This window comes from Arachidicoccus sp. (assembly GCF_050436765.1).
Lineage (GTDB): Bacteria > Bacteroidota > Bacteroidia > Chitinophagales > Chitinophagaceae > Arachidicoccus.
On record NZ_JBNQGD010000161.1, the window covers coordinates 1 to 20803 of the forward strand.

The following is a 20803-nucleotide window of genomic DNA, read 5'->3' on the forward strand; positions in this document are numbered from 1 at the left end:
CAACATGTGTACATACTTTTTCTACCTCGTCCAGTAGATGGCTAGCCATTATAATGGTTTTTCCTTCCGCAGCGAGACTTTTAATCAAATTGCGGATATCTGCAATTCCATTGGGATCAAGGCCATTGGTTGGTTCATCCAGAATCAATAATTTAGGATTCCCGAGCAATGCCGCAGCGATGGACAATCTTTGTTTCATTCCTAAGGAAAAAGTATTGAACTTGCTGTTACGTCTTTCATATAAGTCCACTCGTTTCAGTACTTCGTCTATTTGACTGAGACCCCTTCCTTTGATTTGTGCAGTAATTTCTAAATTCTTTTTTGCCGATAGATAATGATAAAAATTAGGTGTTTCCAATAAAGTGCCAATTGCCTTTCTTTGTTCGAAAGAGCCTTGCTCTCCAAATAAGGAAAAATTCCCTTCATCGGCCTTTAGCACATCCGTTACTATACTTAATAAGGTAGTTTTCCCGCTTCCGTTGGGGCCGAGAATACCAAAAATGCTGCCTTCCGGTACGTCAAAAGAAACCTTATTAAGTGCTATAATGGCACCATATCTTTTAGAAATATTGTTGAGCGATAATATATTCATTCGTCATTTTTTACCAATTAAATATCAGATAGTTTTTTTTAATTTCGAAATATTTTTGATGAACGGTCTAATTCAATAGGATGGGTATGGCAAAAAAAAGCCGCAAAACATTAAAAATGCTGCGGCTAAAGGACTAGAAATATCTATCTTACTATAGAAATATTTTGGTCATATCATGATAATGATTTTGTAGCTGATGTACAAAATGCACGTTTGGGTTTTTACGAATGTCTTCGCGATACCACATTTCAACATAAGAAAAATCATCGGCTTTAGGGATTACCAAGCGAAAAGCACCTTTTTTATATTTCACTGCACCATCTGAAAGTATTTCTTTTTCAAAGTCAAATTTGCCCATTTCAGCATCTGAAAGTTTTATAGGATAGACATTTTCCGGATCGTACCAAACATCTTGTTTATTCTCGTCAGTAGTTACGCGTATCATTTTATCTTCTAACGTAATATCTGACACAAAGCCTCTTCTTTCTTGATCCTCAAATTCGGCGATAACGAAATTGTTTAATTTAAGTTCATGAATATTAATCATAGCTTTTGATTTTTGTTAGAATAAATTTACGACTATTTTGTTATGAAAACCAAATCTAAAATTTTTGATCAGTCGTGGTAAAATCTAATATAGTAATTCTTCTAACGCTGATTGCAATTCGTTGTAAGTATGGCGCTCATTGGCTTTCTTGGCGTATTCCATGCCGCGTTCATACCAAAATATAGCTTTCTCGGTTTCAGCATTTCTTTCTAATATTTTTGCCAACTGGTAATAAGAGCCTACATATTCCGGGCTTTCATTAAGAATGGCTTCCAGTAATTGTTGCGCTTCTTTTTCTTTGCCGCTCTTCAGGTATTCCATTGCCAAAGCATGCCGTAGAAAGTTATCATTAGGTGCATCTTGCAAATATGCTAATAGTTTGTCTATTCTTTCCATCACACAAAAATAATATATTCAAGTAATTCTTTTTTCTTTTTGGGTGCGTCACATTGTTATCTACCTTTTTGTTGAATTACATAGTATACATCTGTATAGTGGTTTCTTCCCCTTCCCTTTATTTAGTTCCGGATTCCTATATTAATTCCCGATGCACTATATTAATCAGCAACAACGACTTTACGTAGCGTACACTATTGGTAAACCAGTCTCAGTTCCTGTTGCTTTGTGAATGATTCTCCTACCATAAAATAACTTCAATAGAAATTGTATATTATCAATATTTATTTGCAAAATCCATTGTGACTAACAAGCATTAAAATCAATTTTAGTATATTTGAGCTCTTTGAATAGAATATTTTTTTAATAAATAGAATCCCTTACAAATGAAAATTTTAGTGGCCATTAGCAAAGTGCCGGATACCACATCAAAAATTACCTTTAAGGATGGTAACACCAAATTTAATGAAGATGGTGTACAGTGGATTATCAATCCTTACGATGAGTGGTACGCATTGGTACGTGCAGTAGAATTGAAAGAAGCTGCACCGGATACAATTATACATTTAGTTACCGTTGGAGATGCATCTTCTGATGCTATTTTGCGCAAAGCATTAGCATTCGGTGGTGACGAAGCTATTCGAGTGAACACTATACCTGTTGACAGTTTTAGCGTTGCTTCACATATTGCAGCTGTTGCAAAAGAAGGTAATTATGATTTGATTTTTACAGGCAAAGAAGCCATCGACTACAATGCTTCGGCAGTCGGAGGAATGTTAGCTGAATTATTAGATTTGCCTTATGTTGCTACTGCAACTAAGTTCGATATAAATGGCAATACTGCAACTATCATTCGTGAAATCGAAGGTGGCGAAGAAACAGATGAAGCGCTACTACCTTTGGTCGTAAGTTGTGCGAAAGGAATGGCGATGCAACGCATTCCCAACATTCGTGGTATAATGGGCGCGAGAAGTAAACCTTTGAAAGTAGTTGAACCTACATCTGTAGGATCTTTGACAGAGGTTGTTGGTTTTGAATTACCTGCTGTAAAAACCGGAGTAAAGTTGATCGATGCCGACAATGTAGAAGAATTAATAAGGTTGTTGCACGAAGAAGCAAAAGTGATTTAATCAATTAATAATTGTATAAAAGCATCATCAAATTTTCAAATTTTCAAATTTTCAAATTAAAATGTCAATTTTAATATATATAGATCACGCAGAAGGACAAATAAAAAGAGGCACTTTGGAAGCATTGTCTTATGGAGCAGCATTAGCTAAGAAATTAAGCACAAATGCAGAAGCAATATTGCTTGGTACAGTAAATGAGGACCTTGCTGCCTTAGGTAAATATGGTATTACCAAAATTCATCATGCTACGGATGAGCGTTTTAATAACGCCGATGCACAAACGGTTGCAAAAACGTTAACAGCGGCTGTTTCATCGACTGGCGCAGATGTTGTCGTTTTTTCTTTTAATGCAACGGGTGTAGCGGTTGCGCCCAGATTAGCGGCAGCGTTAAAAGCCGGATTGGTAGCCGGTGCGGTTGATTTACCCGAAACGGAAAATGGTTTTGTCGTGAAGAAAACAGTGTTTTCGGGTAAGGCATTTGCCAGGGTAAAAATAAACTCTTCAATCAAAATTATTTCGCTTAACGCTAATAGTTTTGGTATCCATGAATTAGGTAGTGCAACTGCCGAAGTAGATACTTTGGATTTTGCTCCTGTAACTAATAAAGTGAAAGTTATCTCTACTGAACTAATAAAAGGAGAGGTTCCATTAGCCGAAGCGGAAATTGTTGTAAGTGGTGGACGTGGACTGAAAGGTCCGGAAAACTGGCACCTGATTTCTGATTTAGCACATGAATTACATGGCGCTATCGCTTGTAGTCGACCTGTCGCTGACGATGGTTGGCGCCCGCACCACGAGCACGTGGGACAAACTGGTGTGCAAGTTGCACCTAACTTATATATTGCGATCGGTATTTCCGGTGCTATTCAACATTTGGGTGGAGTAAATCGTAGCAAAACGATTGTCGTAATTAACAAAGATGCAGATGCACCGTTCTTTAAAGCAGCGGACTACGGTATTGTAGGTGACGCTTTTGAAATTGTTCCAAAAATGATTGAGGCGGTGAAAAAAATGAAAGCATAGACTTTTTTAAATAATGTTCTAGAAAAGGAAGCTGTAAATGGCTTCTTTTTTTATCCCTAGATTTTTAAGTAAAATACCCTATTAATCTATTGCTCTTCTAGGGCCTTATTTTAGGGTCTTGTAGTAGTGATGAGTACACCATATTGTTTGCCATTTACATTATAATCACGAACAAGTTGGGTCTTGGTTATAATTTTAATGGCTTTAAATCTATTACTACGGATTATTCGTGTAAGTGTCCCCTCGTGATTATCTTTAGTTAGATTTAAAACTTTATCATCAACAATATATTGGGCAAGACTATCGCTTTCAGGCGTAGGAAAGTCTTTTGTAAAATCTTCAGACTTTGATTTTAAAAAACGCCAATAAATACTCTTGGCCATGGTCTTAGTTTCGATATAAATAACACCGTCTTTGGCTTTCTCACCGAACCGATCTACTGCATTCTTTTTACTTAAAACTGTTATATCGGCAATTTCCCCAGGCTTAATTTTTGTCAAATTTGTTCTGTTAAATTGAACGCTATCCACAAATATCAAGGGACTTTTACCAATTTGAGGCTTTGTTGAATCACTTTGTTGTGCAATAACCGAAATCGTATAAAATGAAAGTAAACATGTAAGGGCGTGTTTTAGTTTATTCATACTTCTTGTTTAAAAACTAATATTTCGTAATATCCAGAAAGCAGTTACAATTACCAAAATAATATAAATGGCTTTTGGCCCGAAAAGTCTCTTCCGGTATTTTAAAATTTTTTCTGATGGATTTTTTATTTGATTAAAAATAAAGCCTAATAATAAATAAGGAATAGATAAAACTAACAGCATGTTTTCTTTAAATGCTGCAATAAGTTGGAAGTTTAGTAAGTAGTGAATAGCTCTTTGTGAGCCACATCCAGGGCATTGATAGCCTGTTAATTCTTTAAACGGACACTTCGGGAAATAATTATTGCCAATAGGGTTGTATTTTTTGTATAGAAAAATGAGAAACCCTACCGAAATAAATATTAAAACCCAACGAAGTGTGCGCTTAATAATGATGGCTTCCAAAATTAAAAAGACTAAATCCGATACCGGCAACCATTAAAATACCATATAGAATGCCGACAGAAATGCCAATCCAGAAACCAATTTTCGTCCATTTCCCAGCCTCTGCAGAAGCTCGGTTTGCCGCCTCAATATCTCCTGCATAAAAATGTGACTCAACTTTTGAAGCATTTACAATTCCGACGATGCCAAAAGGAAGACAGCAAAAAAGTGTCACGAGAATGGATTCTAAAAGCCAGGATTTTGGTGGTCTTTGATTGTCAGTTGGTGGCACAATACTTGTTTCCATCTTTTCGAATTTTTAATTTATAATGATAGGTCGACGCTGCAATATTTTGGTTTTTCTCCGCAATCATTTTTACTTCGACAACAAATTTCTTTTGTTGCCTCAGATACAAAACGCCTATTCAAACTTAATCTTTTTCTCGAAGAAATTTCTTTTTTGAATGGAGTTTCTTTTTTTAGCGATACAAAAATAACTTGCTAATTATCGGTGCTGGTTGGCGTAAAAGAGAATAAGAAATCGATTGATAATAAAAGGAAACTGCTCTCAACTTCCTTATCTTTGTTTCTATGCAAATTACATTGAATAACATTATTCCTATTCCGCTGAAAGAAAATTTGAGCAAACGTCCGTCGGATGTATGGCATAGTCAAATTGAGTTTGAGAAAGGATGTCGTGTCAAAATAAAAGCACCGAGCGGAACGGGCAAGACAACCTTGGTTCATTATCTTTATAAAATGCGCTCTGATTATGACGGAACAATCCTTTGGGATAATAAAGACGTACAAGAAATTAATGGCGACGAACTAGCTTTACGTCGGCAAAATAATATAAGTGTAATATTTCAAGATCTTAGACTATTTGCACAACTTACAGCAAGAGAAAATATTGAGTTGAACCGTGTATTGCAAAAACCCTTTTATGCAAGTAGTGTAATTGATGAAATGAGTGAAAAACTTGGTATTACACATATTCTGGAGCAACGGGCCGGAATATGTAGTTATGGTGAACAGCAACGTATCGCCATTATTCGTGCTTTGGTGCAGCCTTTTGATCTGTTGGTAATGGACGAGCCATTTAGTCATTTAGATATAAATAATTCACAAAAGGCAGCCACATTAATTGATGAAGAATGCGCCAAACGTGGCGCCGGGTTCATTCTGACAGATTTGGATGATGATCAATATTTTAATTATACAACTTTAAGAAGCTTATAGCCACTACATTTTATGCTCAATAATTTATTAAAGAAAATCATTAAATCTGGTGCAGGTCGCATGCGCTATGTATTGGCGATGGCAGGTTTATGTATTGCTTTATTGCTAATTTTAGCTGCTATTCAATTACAATCTAACTACAACACGCTGTTGCACGGCAACAATGCACAAGATAGTATTGCCAATTTTTTGGTGGTGAATAAAATCGTATCAGATAACAACACTGGCAAAACACAACTCTCAGATGAGGAAATTGATGATCTGAAAAAGCAAAGTTTTATCGATGCGGTAGGTATAGTAACGCCCAGCCGTTTTAAGGTTTCGGCCAGCGGTGGCAGCAGTTTACCTTTTTATACCGATATGTTTTTTGAGAGCGTCCCTAATAGCTTCTTGGATGTTGAAAGTAAAGATTGGCAATGGAATGATCAATCGCAGTTCATTCCTATCGTTATCCCCAATATGTTTTTAGATTTGTATAATTTCGGATTTGCCAGCTCTCAAAATTTACCCCAACTATCTCAAGATTTAATTAAACATATCCCCATTCAACTGAATATACAAACCGCTACCGGCAGCAAAACATATTTTGGAAAGGTGGTGGGATTTAGCGACCGCATTTCTTCTATCTTGGTACCGCAAACATTTATGGATTGGGCAAATGAACATTTTGCCACCGAAGCGCCGAAAGGTGCGTCACGTGTAGTTATCCGTACAAAAGACCCAAGTAATCCACAACTGACGGATTATTTGAAACAGCATAATCTGGTGACCGATAGTGATAAAACGCGCTTCAGTAAATATCGAAAAATTGTTTCTTACGTGGTGAATATTTCTTGGTTTACCGGCGCTGCGATGTTTATGTTTGCCTTACTTGTTTTTAGTTTGTTTATTGAATTGACGATTGCCAGCTGCAAAGAAGAAATAAAATTATTGATCACACTTGGCTCTTCGCCCAAGCAATTGAAACGTTTTTTAATGAAGCAATTTTTTCCAGCCAATATCGTGATAATGGTTGTTGTATTAATTGTGATGAGTATTTTACAATTTTTGTTGTACAATTTTTTGCTTTCTCAAAACATGACTGTCAGTATTTTCTTATCGCCTATCACAGTTGCATCTGCTATTTTGATATTGTTAGTTTTGTGGTTAGTGCATCGTCGTACTCTTGGGCGTCAGATAAAGGCATAGGATTTTTATCAAAATAAAACAGGTACTAAAAATTTAAATAATATATTTGATGCATTGTTTTCCGATAAGGAAGATGATACATGTATGTTTTATGTACAATAACTAATAAATTTTTTACAATGCCTCAAGCACTAACTCTAAAAGAAATACAAAATTTTAAGGGGAAATATCCTAAACAGATTTGGTACATGTTTATGGTGGAAATGTGGGAGCGTTTCTGTTTTTATGGTATGCGTGGTGTACTTACTATTTTTATGGTCGACCAAGTTACCGGTGGCCTAGGGCTTTCTGAGAAAAACGCGAATTTAAAATATGGCACTATTCAGGCTTTTGTTTATGCATTTACATTTTTGGGGGGGATATTTGCTGACAAAATTTTGGGATTTAAGCGATCACTAGTTTTTGGAGCATTAGTGATGATCACGGGTAACTTTATTATTGCTGCAAACCCGCATAGTTTGTTTTATATTGGTATAACATGTAGTGTAATTGGCACAGGTTTTTTTAAGCCCAATATTACCTCTATGGTAGGTCAATTATATAAAGATGGCGATGAAAGACGAGATGCTGGCTTTAGTCTATTTTATTCCGGCATTAACTTGGGAGCCCTTTTAGGCGGATTCCTTTGTGTGTATTTAGGGAAGTCTCCCCAGTATGGTTGGGCCTATGCTTTTATAGCTTCAGGTACAGTAATGATTATTGGGCTGGTTACATTTTTATTGACTAAAAAATATATTAAACCAATCGGCAATAAACCCGATGAAGAAGAAACACTTCACATCGTTGATATTGAAAATACATTACAGAAAGTAGAAGCAGATACGATAGCTGTAAAAAAGAATCCCTGGTGGAAAGAGTATGCAGTGTATGTCGGGGCTGTGTTAAGCATTCCTATTATTTTGATTTTGATTAAGAATGCTAATTTTACGACTATTTTTATGTATGTAATTGGTATTGCAGCTATTGCCTACTTTTTGTTTGAGGTCTCTAGGCAGAAAGAAGAAGGCGCGAAATCGAAATTATTTGCTGCTTTTATTTTTATCTTTTTCTATTTTGTCTTTGAAACATTTTTTGAGCAAGCTGGCGGTTCGTTAGCCATTTTTGCCGATAAAAACGTATCGCACACAATGTTTAATGTTATTCATATCGATCCCAATATTGTAAACAATGTTGCTAACTCATTTTTTGATGTAATACTTGGTGTAATAATGGGTCTTATGTGGATGTGGATGGCGAGGAAAAAAGCGGAACCCAACACTATCATCAAGTTTGGACTTAGCTTTATTTTGATGGCAATTTCTTATTATATCTTTTTCTCTTTACGATTTACAGCAGATGCAGCAGGGTTAAATTCTTCATTAGGTATTTTTACTTTGGCATATTTTGTTATTTCTGTTTCTGAAATTTGCTTGTCACCAATAGGCATGTCAATTGTCACCAAATTATCTCCTAAAAAATTACATGGTGTAATGATTGGGTTTTGGTTTTTGGCAAGTGCTTATGGACAATACGGCGCAGGCTTATTAGGTGCTGCGATGTCGTCTGGGGCGAAAACAACGCCGGCGCATATCGCAACAGCGGGTGAAATTATTCATCAAAATATGGATAGGCTAATGAGCTATACCGAAGGTTATAAGCAAATGGCAATTATTTCGTTAGGTGCGGGGATTTTATTGATCGTTTGTGCTCCATTAATTAAAAAGTTGATGCGCGGTGTAAGATAAATTGACTAATTTCTTAAAGCGCATTCATCTTTATGATGAATGCGCTTTTGTTTTAAAAGCTTGCATTTTATTAATTAGTTTTGCAGAAAATTAATTTTATATCTTGTTGAATGAAACCTAAAATAATATCTTTTCGAGTATTTATATGTGCTATCTTTTTAATTTCCGCAAATGCATCTTATTCACAAAAAAATCTCTATCATAAATTTATAGACAAATTTTTGTCCAGTAAAAGAGATTCGGTACGGAAAAATACCTTTTTTCCTTTTCCAGTAGGGGCTTATTCTCCGGAGACAAGTTTAGAATATGGTGTGGCGGCGATTTACTCGTTTTATGTAAGTAAAACGGACCAAATTGAGCGACCTTCTACACTCAATTTTTTGGGCACGCATACTACTAAAAATCAAACGAAGCTAAAATTGACTTCAGACATTTGGAGTAAAGAAAATAAATATCATTATACAACTGAATTTCGCTATCAGGATTTTCCCTATTATTTCTATGGAATTGGAAATAATACACAAACTGGGGACAAAGATTTAATTAATGAAAAAAAATGGGTCTTAGATGGGGCTGTAGATAAGAGAATTGCTAAAAATTATTACGTTGGTTTGGCGGCTGGGATTGAGAAATATACCAATGAAGAAGTAACATCCGGGGGGATATTTCTCACAGGAAATTATTATGGAAAAAATGGGGGGAAGCGAGCGTATATTGGGATAGAACAGATATATGACTCACGCGATAACATTTCTTATACGACTAAGGGTTTATATGGGAAACTGAGTTTTGATTATACGCCCAATTTATTTGGAGGAACAAATTTTACGGGAACTGATATTGATTTTGATGGCCGGTACTTTATGCCAATAACTTCAAAAATTACTTTAGCAATTAATGGGATTTACCGTCATATAGATGCGGTGAATGTTCCTTTTTATCTCTTGCCTAAATTGGGTGGTGAAGATATGATGCGTGGCTATTATCAGGGCAGGTATAGAGATCGGAGTTTGATAGCCGGACAGTCTGAAATTCGTTATCATTTTATTCCTCGTTTTGGCATAGTCGCTTTTGGTGGACTAGGGGCCGTTTATGGAGAGGAGAAATTATCACTGGATATGTTGAAACCTAGTTATGGAGCTGGTTTGCGTTATTTCTTTGATTTGAATAAAGGATTAACTTTACGTCTTGACTATGGTTTTGGCCAAAAGGTGTATAATGAAAAAAGGCAGAGTGGGGTTTATTTTTCTATGGATGAAGCATTCTAAAATATGTTTTCAAAATTGAAATGATTTTTCCTTAGCTGTCATTTCCTAAAGAATAACTTTCGGCAACTTTATTATCTTCGTGCATAATAAAAAGCATATGATAGCATTTCTAAAAGGCAATTTTGTAAATAAAACGCCTGCTAATTTAATAGTAGAGGTACAAGGTGTTGGATATGATGTTCAGATAAGCTTAAATACATTTTCTGCAATTAATCAGCTAGACAATGGATTACTATATACTCATCTGCAAATCACCGAAAATGCTCATACACTTTTTGGTTTTGCTACTATCAGCGAAAAACTGTTATTTCTGCAACTGATTAGCGTGTCTGGGGTGGGCGCTTCTACTGCTAGAATGATGCTTTCGGGCATGAAGCCAGAGGAAATTGTAAAAGCTATCGTGCAGTCTAATACGGCTCAGTTGGAGAAAATAAAAGGCATTGGCCGAAAATCGGCTGAGCGGCTTATTGTAGAGTTGAAAGATAAGTTGGCAAAAATTCATGATATAAATGTTGTAGAGGGATTGCAGTCAGTACCTTCAGTCGTTTCGGATGCTCTGGACGCATTGATGGCATTGGGTATTGGGAAATCTCTAGCTGAGACAACTGTAAAAAAGGCTATGAAAGAAACCGATCAAAGCGTCTCTCTTGAAACGCTGATAAAGTTATCTCTAAAAAATTTATAGCTGAAAAGGGGATGGAGTTTGCTAACATACTCCGATAAAGACAAGGAATAAATGGCAGCTTTTCGGCCTCCATTATTACAACGTAATGAAAAATCTTAAAGAATAAATTATTTTTTAATGATGGACAGTTCTTTTTGCAAAGCCAACATTTCATCTCTTAACTTTGCAGCTTCAATAAAATCTAAATCTTTGGCGGCCCTTTCCATTTGCTTTTTAGTAGCAACAATTGCTTTTTCTAATTGAGGAATGGTCTTTTTTGATGAATAGATGGAATCACCGTCAACAACTTTTCGTTCGAGAATATCTTTATCATAATCAATAGCATAAGATTTATGTTCATCAAAACCTTTAATATCTAAGACAGAGGTTTGCGCGAATACTTGCTCCTTGCTTTTGGTGATAGTTTTTGGGATGATGTGGTGTTGGGTATTGTAGGATATTTGAATTTCTCTTCGACGATTGGTTTCATCGATGGTGCGTTGCATACTCATGGTAATTTTATCTGCATAAAAAATTACACGCCCCATAACGTTACGCGCTGCGCGGCCTGCCGTTTGTGTAAGCGATTTTTCATTTCTTAAAAAACCCTCTTTGTCGGCATCCAAAATAGCAACTAAAGTTACTTCAGGTAAATCCAATCCTTCACGTAAAAGATTTACTCCCACTAATACGTCAATCTCACCCAAACGTAATTGTCGCAATATTTCTACTCGTTCCAAAGTATCTACATCACTGTGAATATATTTGGAATTGATTTGGAGTTTGAATAAATATTTATCCATTTCTTCCGCCATCCTTTTGGTTAACGTTGTAACCAAAACACGGCCACCTTTTTTTACTTGTTGGTCTATTTCGTCCAACAAATCATCGATCTGGTTAATGCTTGGTCGCACTTCAATCGGTGGGTCCAAAAGTCCGGTTGGACGGACGATCTGCTCTACGACAATGCCTTCTGTTTTTTCTAATTCATAATTCCCGGGTGTGGCCGAAACAAAAATTGTTTGGCCAATCATATGTTCAAATTCGTTAAAACTTAATGGCCGATTGTCGATAGCACTGGGTAAACGGAATCCATACTCGACCAACGTTAATTTTCTACTTCTGTCTCCACCATACATTCCTGAAACTTGCGGAATAGTTTGATGACTTTCATCTATTATGCAAAGAAAATCCTTTGGGAAATAATCTAATAAGCAGAAAGGTCTTGAGCCTGGGTTACGACGGTCAAAGAATCGGGAATAGTTTTCAATGCCATTGCAATAACCGAGTTCTTGCATCATTTCTAAATCATATTCGACGCGATCTTTGATGCGTTGAGCTTCAACTTTTTTGTTAATACTTGTAAAATAATCTGTTTGTGCCCGCATTTCATCCTGAATCTCATAAGTAATTTCTTGCATCATGTCTTTAGGCGCGAGGTAGAGATTGGCCGGGAAGATAGCAGCATTATCCATCTTGCCAATGCGCATATTGGTAATTACGTCAATGCTTTCAATTTCTTCGATATAGTCATCGAAAAAAGTAATACGATAACCATAATCGACATAGGGCAAATTAATATCTACAGTATCTCCTTTTACACGAAACGTGCCTCGCGCAAAGTCTACTTGAGTGCGGCTATATAAGGAATTAACAAGGGAGTGTAGAAAACCTTGTCGGGAGACGGTTTGGCCCTTGTGGATACGAACGATACCTTTTTCAAATTCAGAAGGATTGCCCATACCGTAAATGCAACTAACGCTCGCAACAATGATGATGTCACGTCTTCCGCTAAGGAGTTGTGCTGTAGCTTGCAAGCGTAGTTTGTCTAATTCTTCATTAATACTTAAATCTTTTTCAATATAGGTATTGCTCACGGGCATAAAAGCTTCTGGCTGATAATAGTCGTAATAACTTACAAAATAGCCTACAGCATTGTTAGGGAAAAACTGCTTAAACTCTCCGTACAATTGAGCCACCAGCGTTTTATTGTGTGTTAAAACCAACGTTGGCCTTTGTATATTTTGAATAACGTTAGCTATTGTAAAAGTTTTACCCGATCCTGTCACGCCCAATAAAGTTTGAAACTGTTCGCCATTTTGAATGGCTTCAGTCAACTGTTTTATAGCGTTGGGTTGATCACCCGATGGTTTGTATTCTGATTGTAATTCGAAAGGCATAATACAAAGTTACAAAGAGGAATCGGAAAATTTATTGAGTATTAAACAGAAAGTTTACGATTTGGATATATTCGACTATTTTTGATAAACAACTATCTGTTTCTGAAGAATAATTATTATATAAAGCAAGGAGCTATTACCGCATTTATTTTATCTCAATCGGTGATGGGTTTACGTATTGCCCGGGAGCCAGATATCAGTAATATGACACTTTTCATCGGTTCACAAATATTATTTTTTATACTTTGCTTTTTTATCTGGCTTGTTTTTGAATATATTCTACAAAATGCCTACCTGCGCTACAAATGGTTGAAGGTAGTAGTGAGTTTATCGACGGCTTGCTTTCTTTCGATTTCTTTTTATCTTTTGACACAATTTCAAGGCTATTCTTTAGATACGATTGGGAAGCTTCCCAATTATTGGCAAGGATTTAGGCTTATATATAGAGGTATAACGTTATGGTTGCTGATGTATCCTTTAGCACATTATTTTATACAGAATGATAAAGTTCAAAAGGAGAGGCTAGAAATCGAACAGTTGAAACAACAAAGCCTTCTTACTGAATTAGTTTTCCTGCAGGAACAACTAAACCCGCATTTTCTTTTTAATTCGTTGAATGTTTTAAAATCCGGCACACAAGATAGATGGGCTAAGAATTTTGCAATTGAATTATCTAATGTATATAGGTATTTACTCGAGTATAATAATGGCGAGTATTTGGTTGCTTTAAAACCGGAATTAGATTTTATTCTCTCGTATATTCATATTCTTAAAGAACGCTTTGAAGCGGGACTTCATGTAAATATGAATGTTTCCGAAAATTGCCATGAATATAAAATACCCCCTCTGTCTATTCAGCTGCTAATTGAGAATGCCGTAAAACATAATATTATATCTTTGGGACGCCCATTGTATATAGAAGTGTTTGATGAAAATGATTTACTCGTTGTAAAAAATAATATTCAACGAAAAAGGAGTCTACCTTTTCCAGGAAATGATCATACCGGGATTGGCTTGCAAAACCTTAAAACCCGATACAAAATTATAAGTGGTTTAGATATTTACATTATAGAAGAAAATTCAACTTTTACTGTCAAAATTCCGTTGATTAAATGAAAATATTAATTATCGAAGATGAAATAAAAGCGGCACGTGAATTAGAGTCCCTCTTGCATGAAATTCGCAGTGATATAGAAGTTTGCGCTTTGTTACAGTCAATAGATGAATCGGTTAATTGGTTCGAAACAAATACTGAGCCCGATTTAATATTTTCGGACATCTCCCTGGCAGATGGAATTAGCTTTGATATTTTCAATGAAGTTTCAGTTACTGCGCCCGTTATTTTTTGCACCGCTTATAATGAGTTTGCGCTCCAGGCTTTTGAGAATAATGGCTTCGATTATTTATTAAAACCTATCGAAAAAGATAAATTGCAAAGAAGTTTTGATAAGCTAAAACAGCTAAAGAAAATTAGTCTGGAAGAATCGGATGATTATCAAAAACGGTTACATAATTTAAGGGGACAGTTCCCTTCGGGATATAAAAGTTCCTTGCTTACTTATTTTAGGGGGATCATCACACCCATTAATACCTCAGAAATTTCTTTTATTTACACAGATAATGAGAGAGTTTTGGCTATTGTTAAGGGGAAACAATTTGAGTTACAAGAATCGCTTGATAATCTGATGATAGTGCTACCTCCGCAGGCGTTTTATAGAGCCAATCGGCAGTTTATAATTCACAGAAAATCTATTGTTAAAATAGAAGCATTACGTACCCGCAAACTTCTTGTAAGCCTTTGCGACCCCGAAATTAAAACGGCCATTGTAAGTAAAGCTAAAGCCAAGGAGTTTTTAAATTGGGTTGAAGGGCCTGTTTAAATGGTAACATAATGCTTTTTTATGTTTTGTCAGCCTCACCGTTTTTCTTTCTGGATAGAATTTGTTCCGGTTATCTTTGATTTCTATTAAAAGTGCAGGTCCTGAAACAACTTTCCTCAAAAAAACACTGTTGTAGATCTTTCCTGTGGACGCGGCCTAAACGAACGTTAGGGGCAATCAGTCTTTGTCTCTATTGGCGGCATTTTGTTATTATTCTTTTTGAATGATTATTTTTGTGTAAATAATCAATCTTATTCATGAAAATAATCCCACTTTCCGAAGGTGCTTTTACGATAGATGCGACAAAAAGATTTGTTCCTTTCAATTCTGAGCAAGACGATTTACAAAGTAGAAGTATAGGTAGCCTATTGGTGGAGATTCAACCTTTTTTGATTATCACTTCCAAAGATATTTTGTTGTTAGATACAGGTCTGGGTTTTCAAAAAGAAGGGGAGTCGCAAATTAAACAAATCTTACAGCAACATCAGATTGGTGCAGGAGACATAACTAAAGTCTTGTTGTCTCATTTGCACAAAGATCATTCCGGGGCTATTAGTTTTATTAATGAAAATAACGAGAGACAGCTTACATTTCCAAATGCTGTTTATTATGTTCAGGAGTCTGAATTGCGGTATGCATTGGATGGCAGCAGTCCATCCTATTTAAAAGATGAGGTGGCAATTTTGGAAAATCATTCACAAGTAGAATTTTTACGAGGTAATGGCAACATTGACAATTACATTACCTATGAAATAACCGGTGCACACAGCCCGTTCCATCAGGTATTTTGGATAAAGGAAGAAGGAGAAGTGATTTTTTATGGAGCTGACGATGCGCCGCAATTGGGGCAAATGAAAAAACGTTTTATTGCCAAATATGATTATGATGGCCGTAAATGTATGGAGCTCCGGCAGCAGTGGTGGAGAGAAGGGGCGCTGGAGAAATGGACATTCCTTTTTTACCACGATGTAAAGACGCCGACTTTTAAATTTGAGTAGGAGATTTTTTTTAGTGGCGCGATAAGACTAAAGCGCCACCACTATTCAAATTGTGATATGATTTTGTCAGTACAGCAAAATTAAATTTGCTATTGTTTCCGCGTTTATATATTTTGGAAAAATGTTTACGGGATTGGGAAAACTTCCCTTGGAACAAATAGCTAAACACAAGCAGCAATTAAGATTTATAAAAAGGAGCGTACAACCCATCCGTCGCTTTAGTATGGCTGGGCTGTAAGCGACCAACAAGGTTTAAAAATACTATCTGGTTTAGGAACTAAGTCGGACTCTAAACAAAAACGGACTAAGGCTTTACCATTAGTAAGTCTATGTCCTTCGAAGTCCGACCCATTGGCTCCGCCGTAAGTGGGGTTCACAAAGGCATCGGTAAAACCCGCTCGTGACTTTATCATGGATAAAATGTATATAATAAGGGGTTAGTTGAATAAGAAGGTGTTTCTTCTCTTTGAAAAGGTTTGTATCAAGATATTAAACCTACTTGGGAGTGACTAGTAGGGACGGGCAAAACAAAACTTCTAACCTCTTTTTGCAGTAAACACACAGTGTGAATTTTCTTACAAATTTATTACCGACCGTAGGTTGATAGTAATTGTGTACTTTCGATATTATGTTGAAACAGCGTTTAACCTGGCGTATTTTTTTTGCGCTTATTGCAATTGCAATTGTAATAGGGAGCGTGTTTTATACCCGATACTTGTCTTCAAAATTGTCAATTATTGAAGGGCAGAGAATGGGGAATTGGGTGGAGGCTCACCGTACGATTGCTAATGCTACTGATGAAACTAGCCTCAACCTTGCTGGGAAGATCTCTTCTGAAAACGAAGACATTCCTATTATTGAAACCAATGAGCGAGATAGTATTACCAATAACTACTTCAACATTGATTCTATTGCCGTAAAAAACGACCCTCATTATTTATTGAAGAAATTGAAGCAGTTTAAAAAATTGCATAAACCGATTGTTTTAAAATTAAGTACCAATCCTTTAGTAGAGAATAAATATTATTATGGAGAAACGATCTTGCAAAAAGAGCTACGTTACTTCTCAATAATTCAGCTATTGATTGTTGCGTTTTTTATTGGTTTTATAGTCGTTGCTCAAAGGATGGAAAACCGCGGCACACAAAATCGTTTGTGGGTGGGTATGGCAAAGGAGACGGCACATCAGTTGGGCACGCCACTCTCCAGTCTTTCAGGTTGGTTGGAAATATTGAAAAATATCCCTGGTAATGAAATGGTATTACCAGAAATGGAAAAAGATATTGAGCGTTTGAAATTGGTTAGCGACCGTTTTGCGAAAATTGGCAGCTATCCAAAAATGGAAGAGAAAGATGTTGTAGCACAAATAAGGAATATGGTTGAATATATCCGCAAACGTGCTGGTGGAAATATTAAATTTTCGGTTACATCTTCTGAAAAAAGTTTGTATGCACCAGTTTCGCCACCATTATTTGATTGGGTAATCGAAAACTTATTGAAAAATGCGCTGGATGCGATGGATGGATATGGTAATATAGACATCAAAATCAAGCAGTTAGAGCAACAAATTTTTATTGATATTGCCGATACAGGAAAAGGAATTAATTATGCGAATCAAAAGAAGATTTTCAATCCGGGTTTTACTACCAAAAAACGCGGTTGGGGGCTGGGTTTGGCCTTAAGCAAACGAATAATCTACGAATATCATCATGGAAATATATTTATAAGATCAAGTGAAATAGGGAAAGGAACTATATTTCGCATTGTGCTCAATATATAATACTACTGTTTGTAAGCGCAACCGTTTGCAAACATTTTTGAAGAAATGTTTTGTTGCTGTTAGTTTTTGATTTATTTTTGTCCACAAATTAGGTGGACTAATAAAAGGCTTAAGATTTACTAAAGAACAAAATTTTGAAATGGCGCACTCGCTTGAAATATTAATCGACAAAATTAGTGGACTAAATGAAATAGAGGCACTTCGTTTGTTGGCTGGAGAGTTTCCCAACGAAATTGTTTTTTCGAGCAGTTTTAGTTGGGAAGACCAGGCTATTACGCATATGATTTTGTCCAATCAAATCCCTGTCGAAATTTTTACTTTGGATACAGGTAGGTTATTTAGTGAAACCTACTATGTATGGAGTCGGACAAATGAAATATACAATACAAAAATAAAACCTTACTATCCGCAGAATCAACCATTAGAAGGATATGTAAAAGAAAACGGTCCAAATGCATTTTATGAATCTGTTGATTTACGCAAACAATGTTGTTTCATCCGTAAAGTAGAACCATTGAACCGTGCGCTGCAGGGGAAGAAAATATGGGTAACAGGTTTACGCGCTGAGCATTCACCTGATAGACATAATCTTCAACAATTGGAATGGGATGACAGTCATCAATTGTATAAGTATCATCCATTGCTGCACTGGACGACCGATCAGGTAAAGAACTTTATAGCAGAAAATCATATTCCTTATAATACGCTACACGACAAGGGCTTTGTAAGTATTGGTTGCGCACCTTGTACGCGCGCCATTAAAGAGGGAGAAGATTTTCGTGCCGGCCGTTGGTGGTGGGAGGATGATAGCAAAAAAGAGTGCGGTTTACATGTACATTGAGATTGTGTGATGGATTTAATAAGAGAAATACGATAACATAGATAGCAGGTGGAGATTTACAGCATACAACTTTTAACTTTTTAATTTTTATTTTATATGAGTTCATATCAGTTAGATTATTTAGAGCAATTGGAGTCTGAATCGATTCACATTTTTCGTGAAGTTGCCGGCCAGTTTGAGAGGCCAGCATTACTTTTCAGTGGAGGTAAAGATTCTATAACCTTGGTGCATTTGGCTTTGAAGGCTTTTCGTCCCGGAAAGTTTCCTTTCCCTTTGGTGCATATTGATACAGGGCACAATTTTCCCGAAGCTTTGAAATTTAGAGATGAGTTGGCGGAAAAAATTGGTGAAAAATTAATCGTGCGAAAAGTCGAAGACACGATCAAAGCAAAACATTTGACCGAGCCAAAAGGCAAATTTGCGAGTAGAAATCAATTGCAAACATTTACTTTATTGGATACAATTGAGGAGTTTGAATTTGATGCGTGCATCGGTGGTGCGCGCCGCGACGAGGAAAAAGCCCGCGCTAAAGAACGGATCTTTTCTATAAGAGATGAGTTTGGCCAATGGAATCCTAAGCTACAACGCCCTGAGATATGGGATACCTATAATGGTAAAATCCATAAGGGTGAAAATGTACGTGTTTTCCCTATCAGTAACTGGACGGAATTAGACATTTGGAATTATATCAAGAGAGAAAATATTGAGTTGCCTTCAGTCTATTTTTCACACGAACGAGAAGTACTTGAATACCAAAATCAATTAATTGCTGTCTCACCTTTTATTCAAATTGATGAAGGCGATTCTGTCGTGAAAAGAAAAGTTCGTTATCGCACTGTCGGTGACATGACTTGTACCGCCGCTGTGGCTTCAGAAGCATATTCTATAGATGACATTATAGGGGAAATTATTGCAACAAAAACGAGTGAACGTGGTGAAACTCGCATTGATGATCGTTTTTCGGAAGCTGCAATGGAAGATAGAAAGAAGAATGGATACTTTTAATTTGACAATTTGTGAATTTAACAATGTCAAAAAATGGCTTGTTTAACTTTTTAATTTTTTACTTTTTTAATATGGACTTACTAAGATTTCTTACAGCAGGTAGTGTAGATGACGGTAAAAGCACGCTCATTGGACGTTTGCTATTTGATAGCAAAAATATATTGATTGATCAACTCGATGCGATTGAACGCAGTAGCAAAGCGCGTAACGACGGAAGCGTTGATTTGGCACTACTTACGGATGGTTTACGCGCTGAGCGTGAGCAAGGTATAACTATTGATGTGGCGTATAAATATTTCTCTACTCCCATAAGAAAATTCATTATTGCCGATACACCCGGCCATATTCAATATACCAGAAACATGGTGACAGGCGCGTCGAATGCAGATCTTATCATTATCTTGGTGGACGCACGCAATGGCGTTGCCGAACAAACACGCCGCCATTCTCTGATTGCTTCTTTGCTGAATATTCCACATGTAGTGGTTGCAATTAATAAAATGGATTTGGTAGATTATTCAGAATCCGTTTACCAACAAATTGTGAAGGATTATGAGAAAGTTTCGACTGCTTTGAATTTGAATAACGTGCAATATATTCCCATTAGTGCTTTGGATGGAGACAATATCGTGGATGTGTCTGAAAAGATGCATTGGTACGGTGGCCCAACTCTATTGGAGTTTTTAGAAAATGTTGAAGTAGAAAGTCATATTAATCATACACATGCACGCTTTCCGGTTCAATATGTAATACGTCCTCAAACGGAAGAATTGCATGATTATCGTGGATATGCGGGTAAGATAGAAAGCGGTGTTTATAAAAAAGGGGATAAAGTAAAAATATACCCTTCTGGTACGGATGCCACTATTAAGGCAATAGAATTAGGAAACATAGAAGTAGAAGAGGCATTTGCTCCACAAAGTGTGGTATTACATCTTGAGGAAGATGTTGATATTAGTCGTGGCGATACAATCGTAAAGATAGATGAAGAATTAAAAGTCTCCCAGGATATTGATGCTGTTGTTTGTTGGATGGATGAAAAGCCTTTAACCATTGGCCGTAAATATTTTTTGCAGCACAATAGTAGCGTGGTTCCCACGGTCGTAAAAGAAATTAAATATCGCCTAAATGTAAATAAATTAGAAAAAGAATATGATGTGGATGCGGTAATATTAAATGAAGTAGTGGAAGTAAGATTAAAAACAGCTTCCCCATTGGCTTATGATTCCTATAATTTTTTACGTGAAAATGGGGGCGCTATTTTAATAGATCAGACAAGTTTGGTAACAGTAGGAGCAGTGCTATTAAAATAAAATTTA

General features: G+C 36.3%; 22 protein-coding genes. 14 read left to right on the forward strand and 8 right to left on the reverse strand.

The window, feature by feature from the left end:
• The 3 genes from ACQR30_RS07010 to ACQR30_RS07020 all read right to left on the reverse strand — a co-directional run.
• Nucleotides 1–592, reverse strand: a 592-nt coding sequence (locus ACQR30_RS07010) for an ABC transporter ATP-binding protein (RefSeq protein ID WP_429733242.1), incomplete at its 3' end; no start/stop codon positions are given.
• A 151-nt stretch (nucleotides 593–743) separates the two neighbouring features.
• The gene (locus tag ACQR30_RS07015) at nucleotides 744–1139 is read right to left on the reverse strand and encodes a hypothetical protein (RefSeq protein ID WP_429733245.1); all 396 of its coding nucleotides are present in this window, start codon (nucleotides 1137–1139) and stop codon (nucleotides 744–746) included.
• Between the two features lie 84 nt (nucleotides 1140–1223).
• Nucleotides 1224–1535, reverse strand: coding sequence for a tetratricopeptide repeat protein (locus ACQR30_RS07020; protein ID WP_429733247.1), 312 nt, complete (start codon nucleotides 1533–1535; stop codon nucleotides 1224–1226).
• Between the two features lie 386 nt (nucleotides 1536–1921).
• Between ACQR30_RS07020 and ACQR30_RS07025 the strand changes: the two genes are divergently transcribed.
• Both ACQR30_RS07025 and ACQR30_RS07030 read left to right on the forward strand, forming a co-directional pair.
• Nucleotides 1922–2665, forward strand: a complete 744-nt coding sequence (locus ACQR30_RS07025; RefSeq protein ID WP_429733250.1) for an electron transfer flavoprotein subunit beta/FixA family protein — start codon at nucleotides 1922–1924, stop codon at nucleotides 2663–2665.
• Nucleotides 2666–2726: 61 nt separating this feature from the next.
• Entirely contained in the window at nucleotides 2727–3689 is a 963-nt protein-coding gene (locus ACQR30_RS07030; protein WP_429733253.1) for an electron transfer flavoprotein subunit alpha/FixB family protein, read from the forward strand.
• A 110-nt stretch (nucleotides 3690–3799) separates the two neighbouring features.
• Here ACQR30_RS07030 and ACQR30_RS07035 read toward each other — a convergent pair whose 3' ends face one another.
• Genes ACQR30_RS07035 through ACQR30_RS07045 form a run of 3 tightly spaced genes read right to left on the reverse strand, consistent with a single transcriptional unit; the run spans nucleotide 3800 to nucleotide 5024 of the window.
• Entirely contained in the window at nucleotides 3800–4333 is a 534-nt protein-coding gene (locus ACQR30_RS07035; protein WP_429733256.1) for a hypothetical protein, read from the reverse strand.
• Between the two features lie 9 nt (nucleotides 4334–4342).
• On the reverse strand, nucleotides 4343–4768 hold the full coding sequence (locus tag ACQR30_RS07040) for a DUF2752 domain-containing protein (RefSeq protein WP_429733258.1): 426 nt from the start codon (nucleotides 4766–4768) through the stop codon (nucleotides 4343–4345).
• Nucleotides 4719–5024 (reverse strand): CD225/dispanin family protein, encoded by a 306-nt coding sequence (locus ACQR30_RS07045; RefSeq protein ID WP_429733261.1) that lies wholly within the window; start codon nucleotides 5022–5024, stop codon nucleotides 4719–4721. The genes ACQR30_RS07040 and ACQR30_RS07045 overlap by 50 nt, the downstream gene beginning before the upstream one ends.
• 284 nt (nucleotides 5025–5308) lie before the next feature.
• Here ACQR30_RS07045 and ACQR30_RS07050 point away from each other — a divergent pair, with 284 nt between their 5' ends.
• From ACQR30_RS07050 to ruvA, 5 genes are all read left to right on the forward strand, one after another.
• Nucleotides 5309–5956 (forward strand): ATP-binding cassette domain-containing protein, encoded by a 648-nt coding sequence (locus ACQR30_RS07050; protein ID WP_429733264.1) that lies wholly within the window; start codon nucleotides 5309–5311, stop codon nucleotides 5954–5956.
• 12 nt (nucleotides 5957–5968) lie between these two features.
• Nucleotides 5969–7144 carry a hypothetical protein gene (locus ACQR30_RS07055; protein ID WP_429733267.1) on the forward strand — a complete coding sequence of 392 codons (1176 nt, stop codon included), beginning with the start codon at nucleotides 5969–5971 and terminating at the stop codon, nucleotides 7142–7144.
• Between the two features lie 119 nt (nucleotides 7145–7263).
• Nucleotides 7264–8868: a peptide MFS transporter gene (locus tag ACQR30_RS07060; RefSeq protein WP_429733270.1), complete on the forward strand. Its 1605-nt coding sequence runs from the start codon at nucleotides 7264–7266 to the stop codon at nucleotides 8866–8868.
• A gap of 221 nt (nucleotides 8869–9089) precedes the next feature.
• Complete coding sequence (locus tag ACQR30_RS07065; protein ID WP_429733273.1) at nucleotides 9090–10136, forward strand: BamA/TamA family outer membrane protein; 1047 nt, start codon at nucleotides 9090–9092, stop codon at nucleotides 10134–10136.
• Nucleotides 10137–10233: 97 nt separating this feature from the next.
• On the forward strand, nucleotides 10234–10821 hold the full coding sequence (gene ruvA, locus ACQR30_RS07070) for a Holliday junction branch migration protein RuvA (protein ID WP_429733277.1): 588 nt from the start codon (nucleotides 10234–10236) through the stop codon (nucleotides 10819–10821).
• A gap of 107 nt (nucleotides 10822–10928) precedes the next feature.
• Here the strand turns inward: ruvA and uvrB are convergent, their stop codons facing one another.
• Nucleotides 10929–12980 (reverse strand): excinuclease ABC subunit UvrB, encoded by a 2052-nt coding sequence (gene uvrB / locus ACQR30_RS07075; RefSeq protein ID WP_429733280.1) that lies wholly within the window; start codon nucleotides 12978–12980, stop codon nucleotides 10929–10931.
• Between the two features lie 81 nt (nucleotides 12981–13061).
• On the opposite strand from uvrB, the gene ACQR30_RS07080 reads away from it, so the two are divergent.
• The 3 genes from ACQR30_RS07080 to ACQR30_RS07090 all read left to right on the forward strand — a co-directional run bounded on the left by ACQR30_RS07080 (nucleotide 13062) and on the right by ACQR30_RS07090 (nucleotide 15858).
• Nucleotides 13062–14096, forward strand: a complete 1035-nt coding sequence (locus tag ACQR30_RS07080; RefSeq protein ID WP_429733283.1) for a sensor histidine kinase — start codon at nucleotides 13062–13064, stop codon at nucleotides 14094–14096.
• Nucleotides 14093–14860: a LytR/AlgR family response regulator transcription factor gene (locus tag ACQR30_RS07085; RefSeq protein ID WP_429733285.1), complete on the forward strand. Its 768-nt coding sequence runs from the start codon at nucleotides 14093–14095 to the stop codon at nucleotides 14858–14860. The genes ACQR30_RS07080 and ACQR30_RS07085 overlap by 4 nt, the downstream gene beginning before the upstream one ends.
• Before the next feature lie 257 nt (nucleotides 14861–15117).
• The gene (locus tag ACQR30_RS07090; RefSeq protein ID WP_429733289.1) at nucleotides 15118–15858 is read left to right on the forward strand and encodes an MBL fold metallo-hydrolase; all 741 of its coding nucleotides are present in this window, start codon (nucleotides 15118–15120) and stop codon (nucleotides 15856–15858) included.
• A 218-nt stretch (nucleotides 15859–16076) separates the two neighbouring features.
• On the opposite strand, the gene ACQR30_RS07095 is transcribed toward ACQR30_RS07090, so the two are convergent.
• Complete coding sequence (locus ACQR30_RS07095) at nucleotides 16077–16271, reverse strand: hypothetical protein (protein ID WP_429733291.1); 195 nt, start codon at nucleotides 16269–16271, stop codon at nucleotides 16077–16079.
• Nucleotides 16272–16585: 314 nt separating this feature from the next.
• Between ACQR30_RS07095 and ACQR30_RS07100 the strand changes: the two genes are divergently transcribed.
• From ACQR30_RS07100 to ACQR30_RS07115, 4 genes are all read left to right on the forward strand, one after another.
• Complete coding sequence (locus tag ACQR30_RS07100) at nucleotides 16586–17638, forward strand: sensor histidine kinase (protein WP_429733294.1); 1053 nt, start codon at nucleotides 16586–16588, stop codon at nucleotides 17636–17638.
• A gap of 139 nt (nucleotides 17639–17777) precedes the next feature.
• Nucleotides 17778–18479, forward strand: a complete 702-nt coding sequence (locus tag ACQR30_RS07105; RefSeq protein WP_429733297.1) for a phosphoadenylyl-sulfate reductase — start codon at nucleotides 17778–17780, stop codon at nucleotides 18477–18479.
• A 96-nt stretch (nucleotides 18480–18575) separates the two neighbouring features.
• Entirely contained in the window at nucleotides 18576–19484 is a 909-nt protein-coding gene (cysD, locus tag ACQR30_RS07110; RefSeq protein ID WP_429733300.1) for a sulfate adenylyltransferase subunit CysD, read from the forward strand.
• 71 nt (nucleotides 19485–19555) lie between these two features.
• Entirely contained in the window at nucleotides 19556–20797 is a 1242-nt protein-coding gene (locus ACQR30_RS07115) for a sulfate adenylyltransferase subunit 1 (RefSeq protein WP_429733303.1), read from the forward strand.
• The last annotated feature ends 6 nt before the right edge of the window (nucleotides 20798–20803 follow it).

Excerpts from the sequence above, each read along its gene's own strand:
- ACQR30_RS07105 (WP_429733297.1), top strand. The coding sequence starts at position 17,778 with ATGGCGCACTCGCTTGAAATATTAATCGACAAAATTAGTGGACTAAAT.
- ACQR30_RS07095 (WP_429733291.1), bottom strand. The coding sequence starts at position 16,271 with ATGATAAAGTCACGAGCGGGTTTTACCGATGCCTTTGTGAACCCCACT.
- ACQR30_RS07090 (WP_429733289.1), top strand. The coding sequence starts at position 15,118 with ATGAAAATAATCCCACTTTCCGAAGGTGCTTTTACGATAGATGCGACA.
- ACQR30_RS07015 (WP_429733245.1), bottom strand. The coding sequence starts at position 1,139 with ATGATTAATATTCATGAACTTAAATTAAACAATTTCGTTATCGCCGAA.
- ACQR30_RS07035 (WP_429733256.1), bottom strand. The coding sequence starts at position 4,333 with ATGAATAAACTAAAACACGCCCTTACATGTTTACTTTCATTTTATACG.
- ACQR30_RS07025 (WP_429733250.1), top strand. The coding sequence starts at position 1,922 with ATGAAAATTTTAGTGGCCATTAGCAAAGTGCCGGATACCACATCAAAA.
- uvrB (WP_429733280.1), bottom strand. The coding sequence starts at position 12,980 with ATGCCTTTCGAATTACAATCAGAATACAAACCATCGGGTGATCAACCC.
- ACQR30_RS07030 (WP_429733253.1), top strand. The coding sequence starts at position 2,727 with ATGTCAATTTTAATATATATAGATCACGCAGAAGGACAAATAAAAAGA.
- ACQR30_RS07085 (WP_429733285.1), top strand. The coding sequence starts at position 14,093 with ATGAAAATATTAATTATCGAAGATGAAATAAAAGCGGCACGTGAATTA.
- ACQR30_RS07045 (WP_429733261.1), bottom strand. The coding sequence starts at position 5,024 with ATGGAAACAAGTATTGTGCCACCAACTGACAATCAAAGACCACCAAAA.
- ACQR30_RS07020 (WP_429733247.1), bottom strand. The coding sequence starts at position 1,535 with ATGGAAAGAATAGACAAACTATTAGCATATTTGCAAGATGCACCTAAT.
- ACQR30_RS07115 (WP_429733303.1), top strand. The coding sequence starts at position 19,556 with ATGGACTTACTAAGATTTCTTACAGCAGGTAGTGTAGATGACGGTAAA.
- cysD (WP_429733300.1), top strand. The coding sequence starts at position 18,576 with ATGAGTTCATATCAGTTAGATTATTTAGAGCAATTGGAGTCTGAATCG.
- ACQR30_RS07055 (WP_429733267.1), top strand. The coding sequence starts at position 5,969 with ATGCTCAATAATTTATTAAAGAAAATCATTAAATCTGGTGCAGGTCGC.
- ruvA (WP_429733277.1), top strand. The coding sequence starts at position 10,234 with ATGATAGCATTTCTAAAAGGCAATTTTGTAAATAAAACGCCTGCTAAT.
- ACQR30_RS07060 (WP_429733270.1), top strand. The coding sequence starts at position 7,264 with ATGCCTCAAGCACTAACTCTAAAAGAAATACAAAATTTTAAGGGGAAA.
- ACQR30_RS07050 (WP_429733264.1), top strand. The coding sequence starts at position 5,309 with ATGCAAATTACATTGAATAACATTATTCCTATTCCGCTGAAAGAAAAT.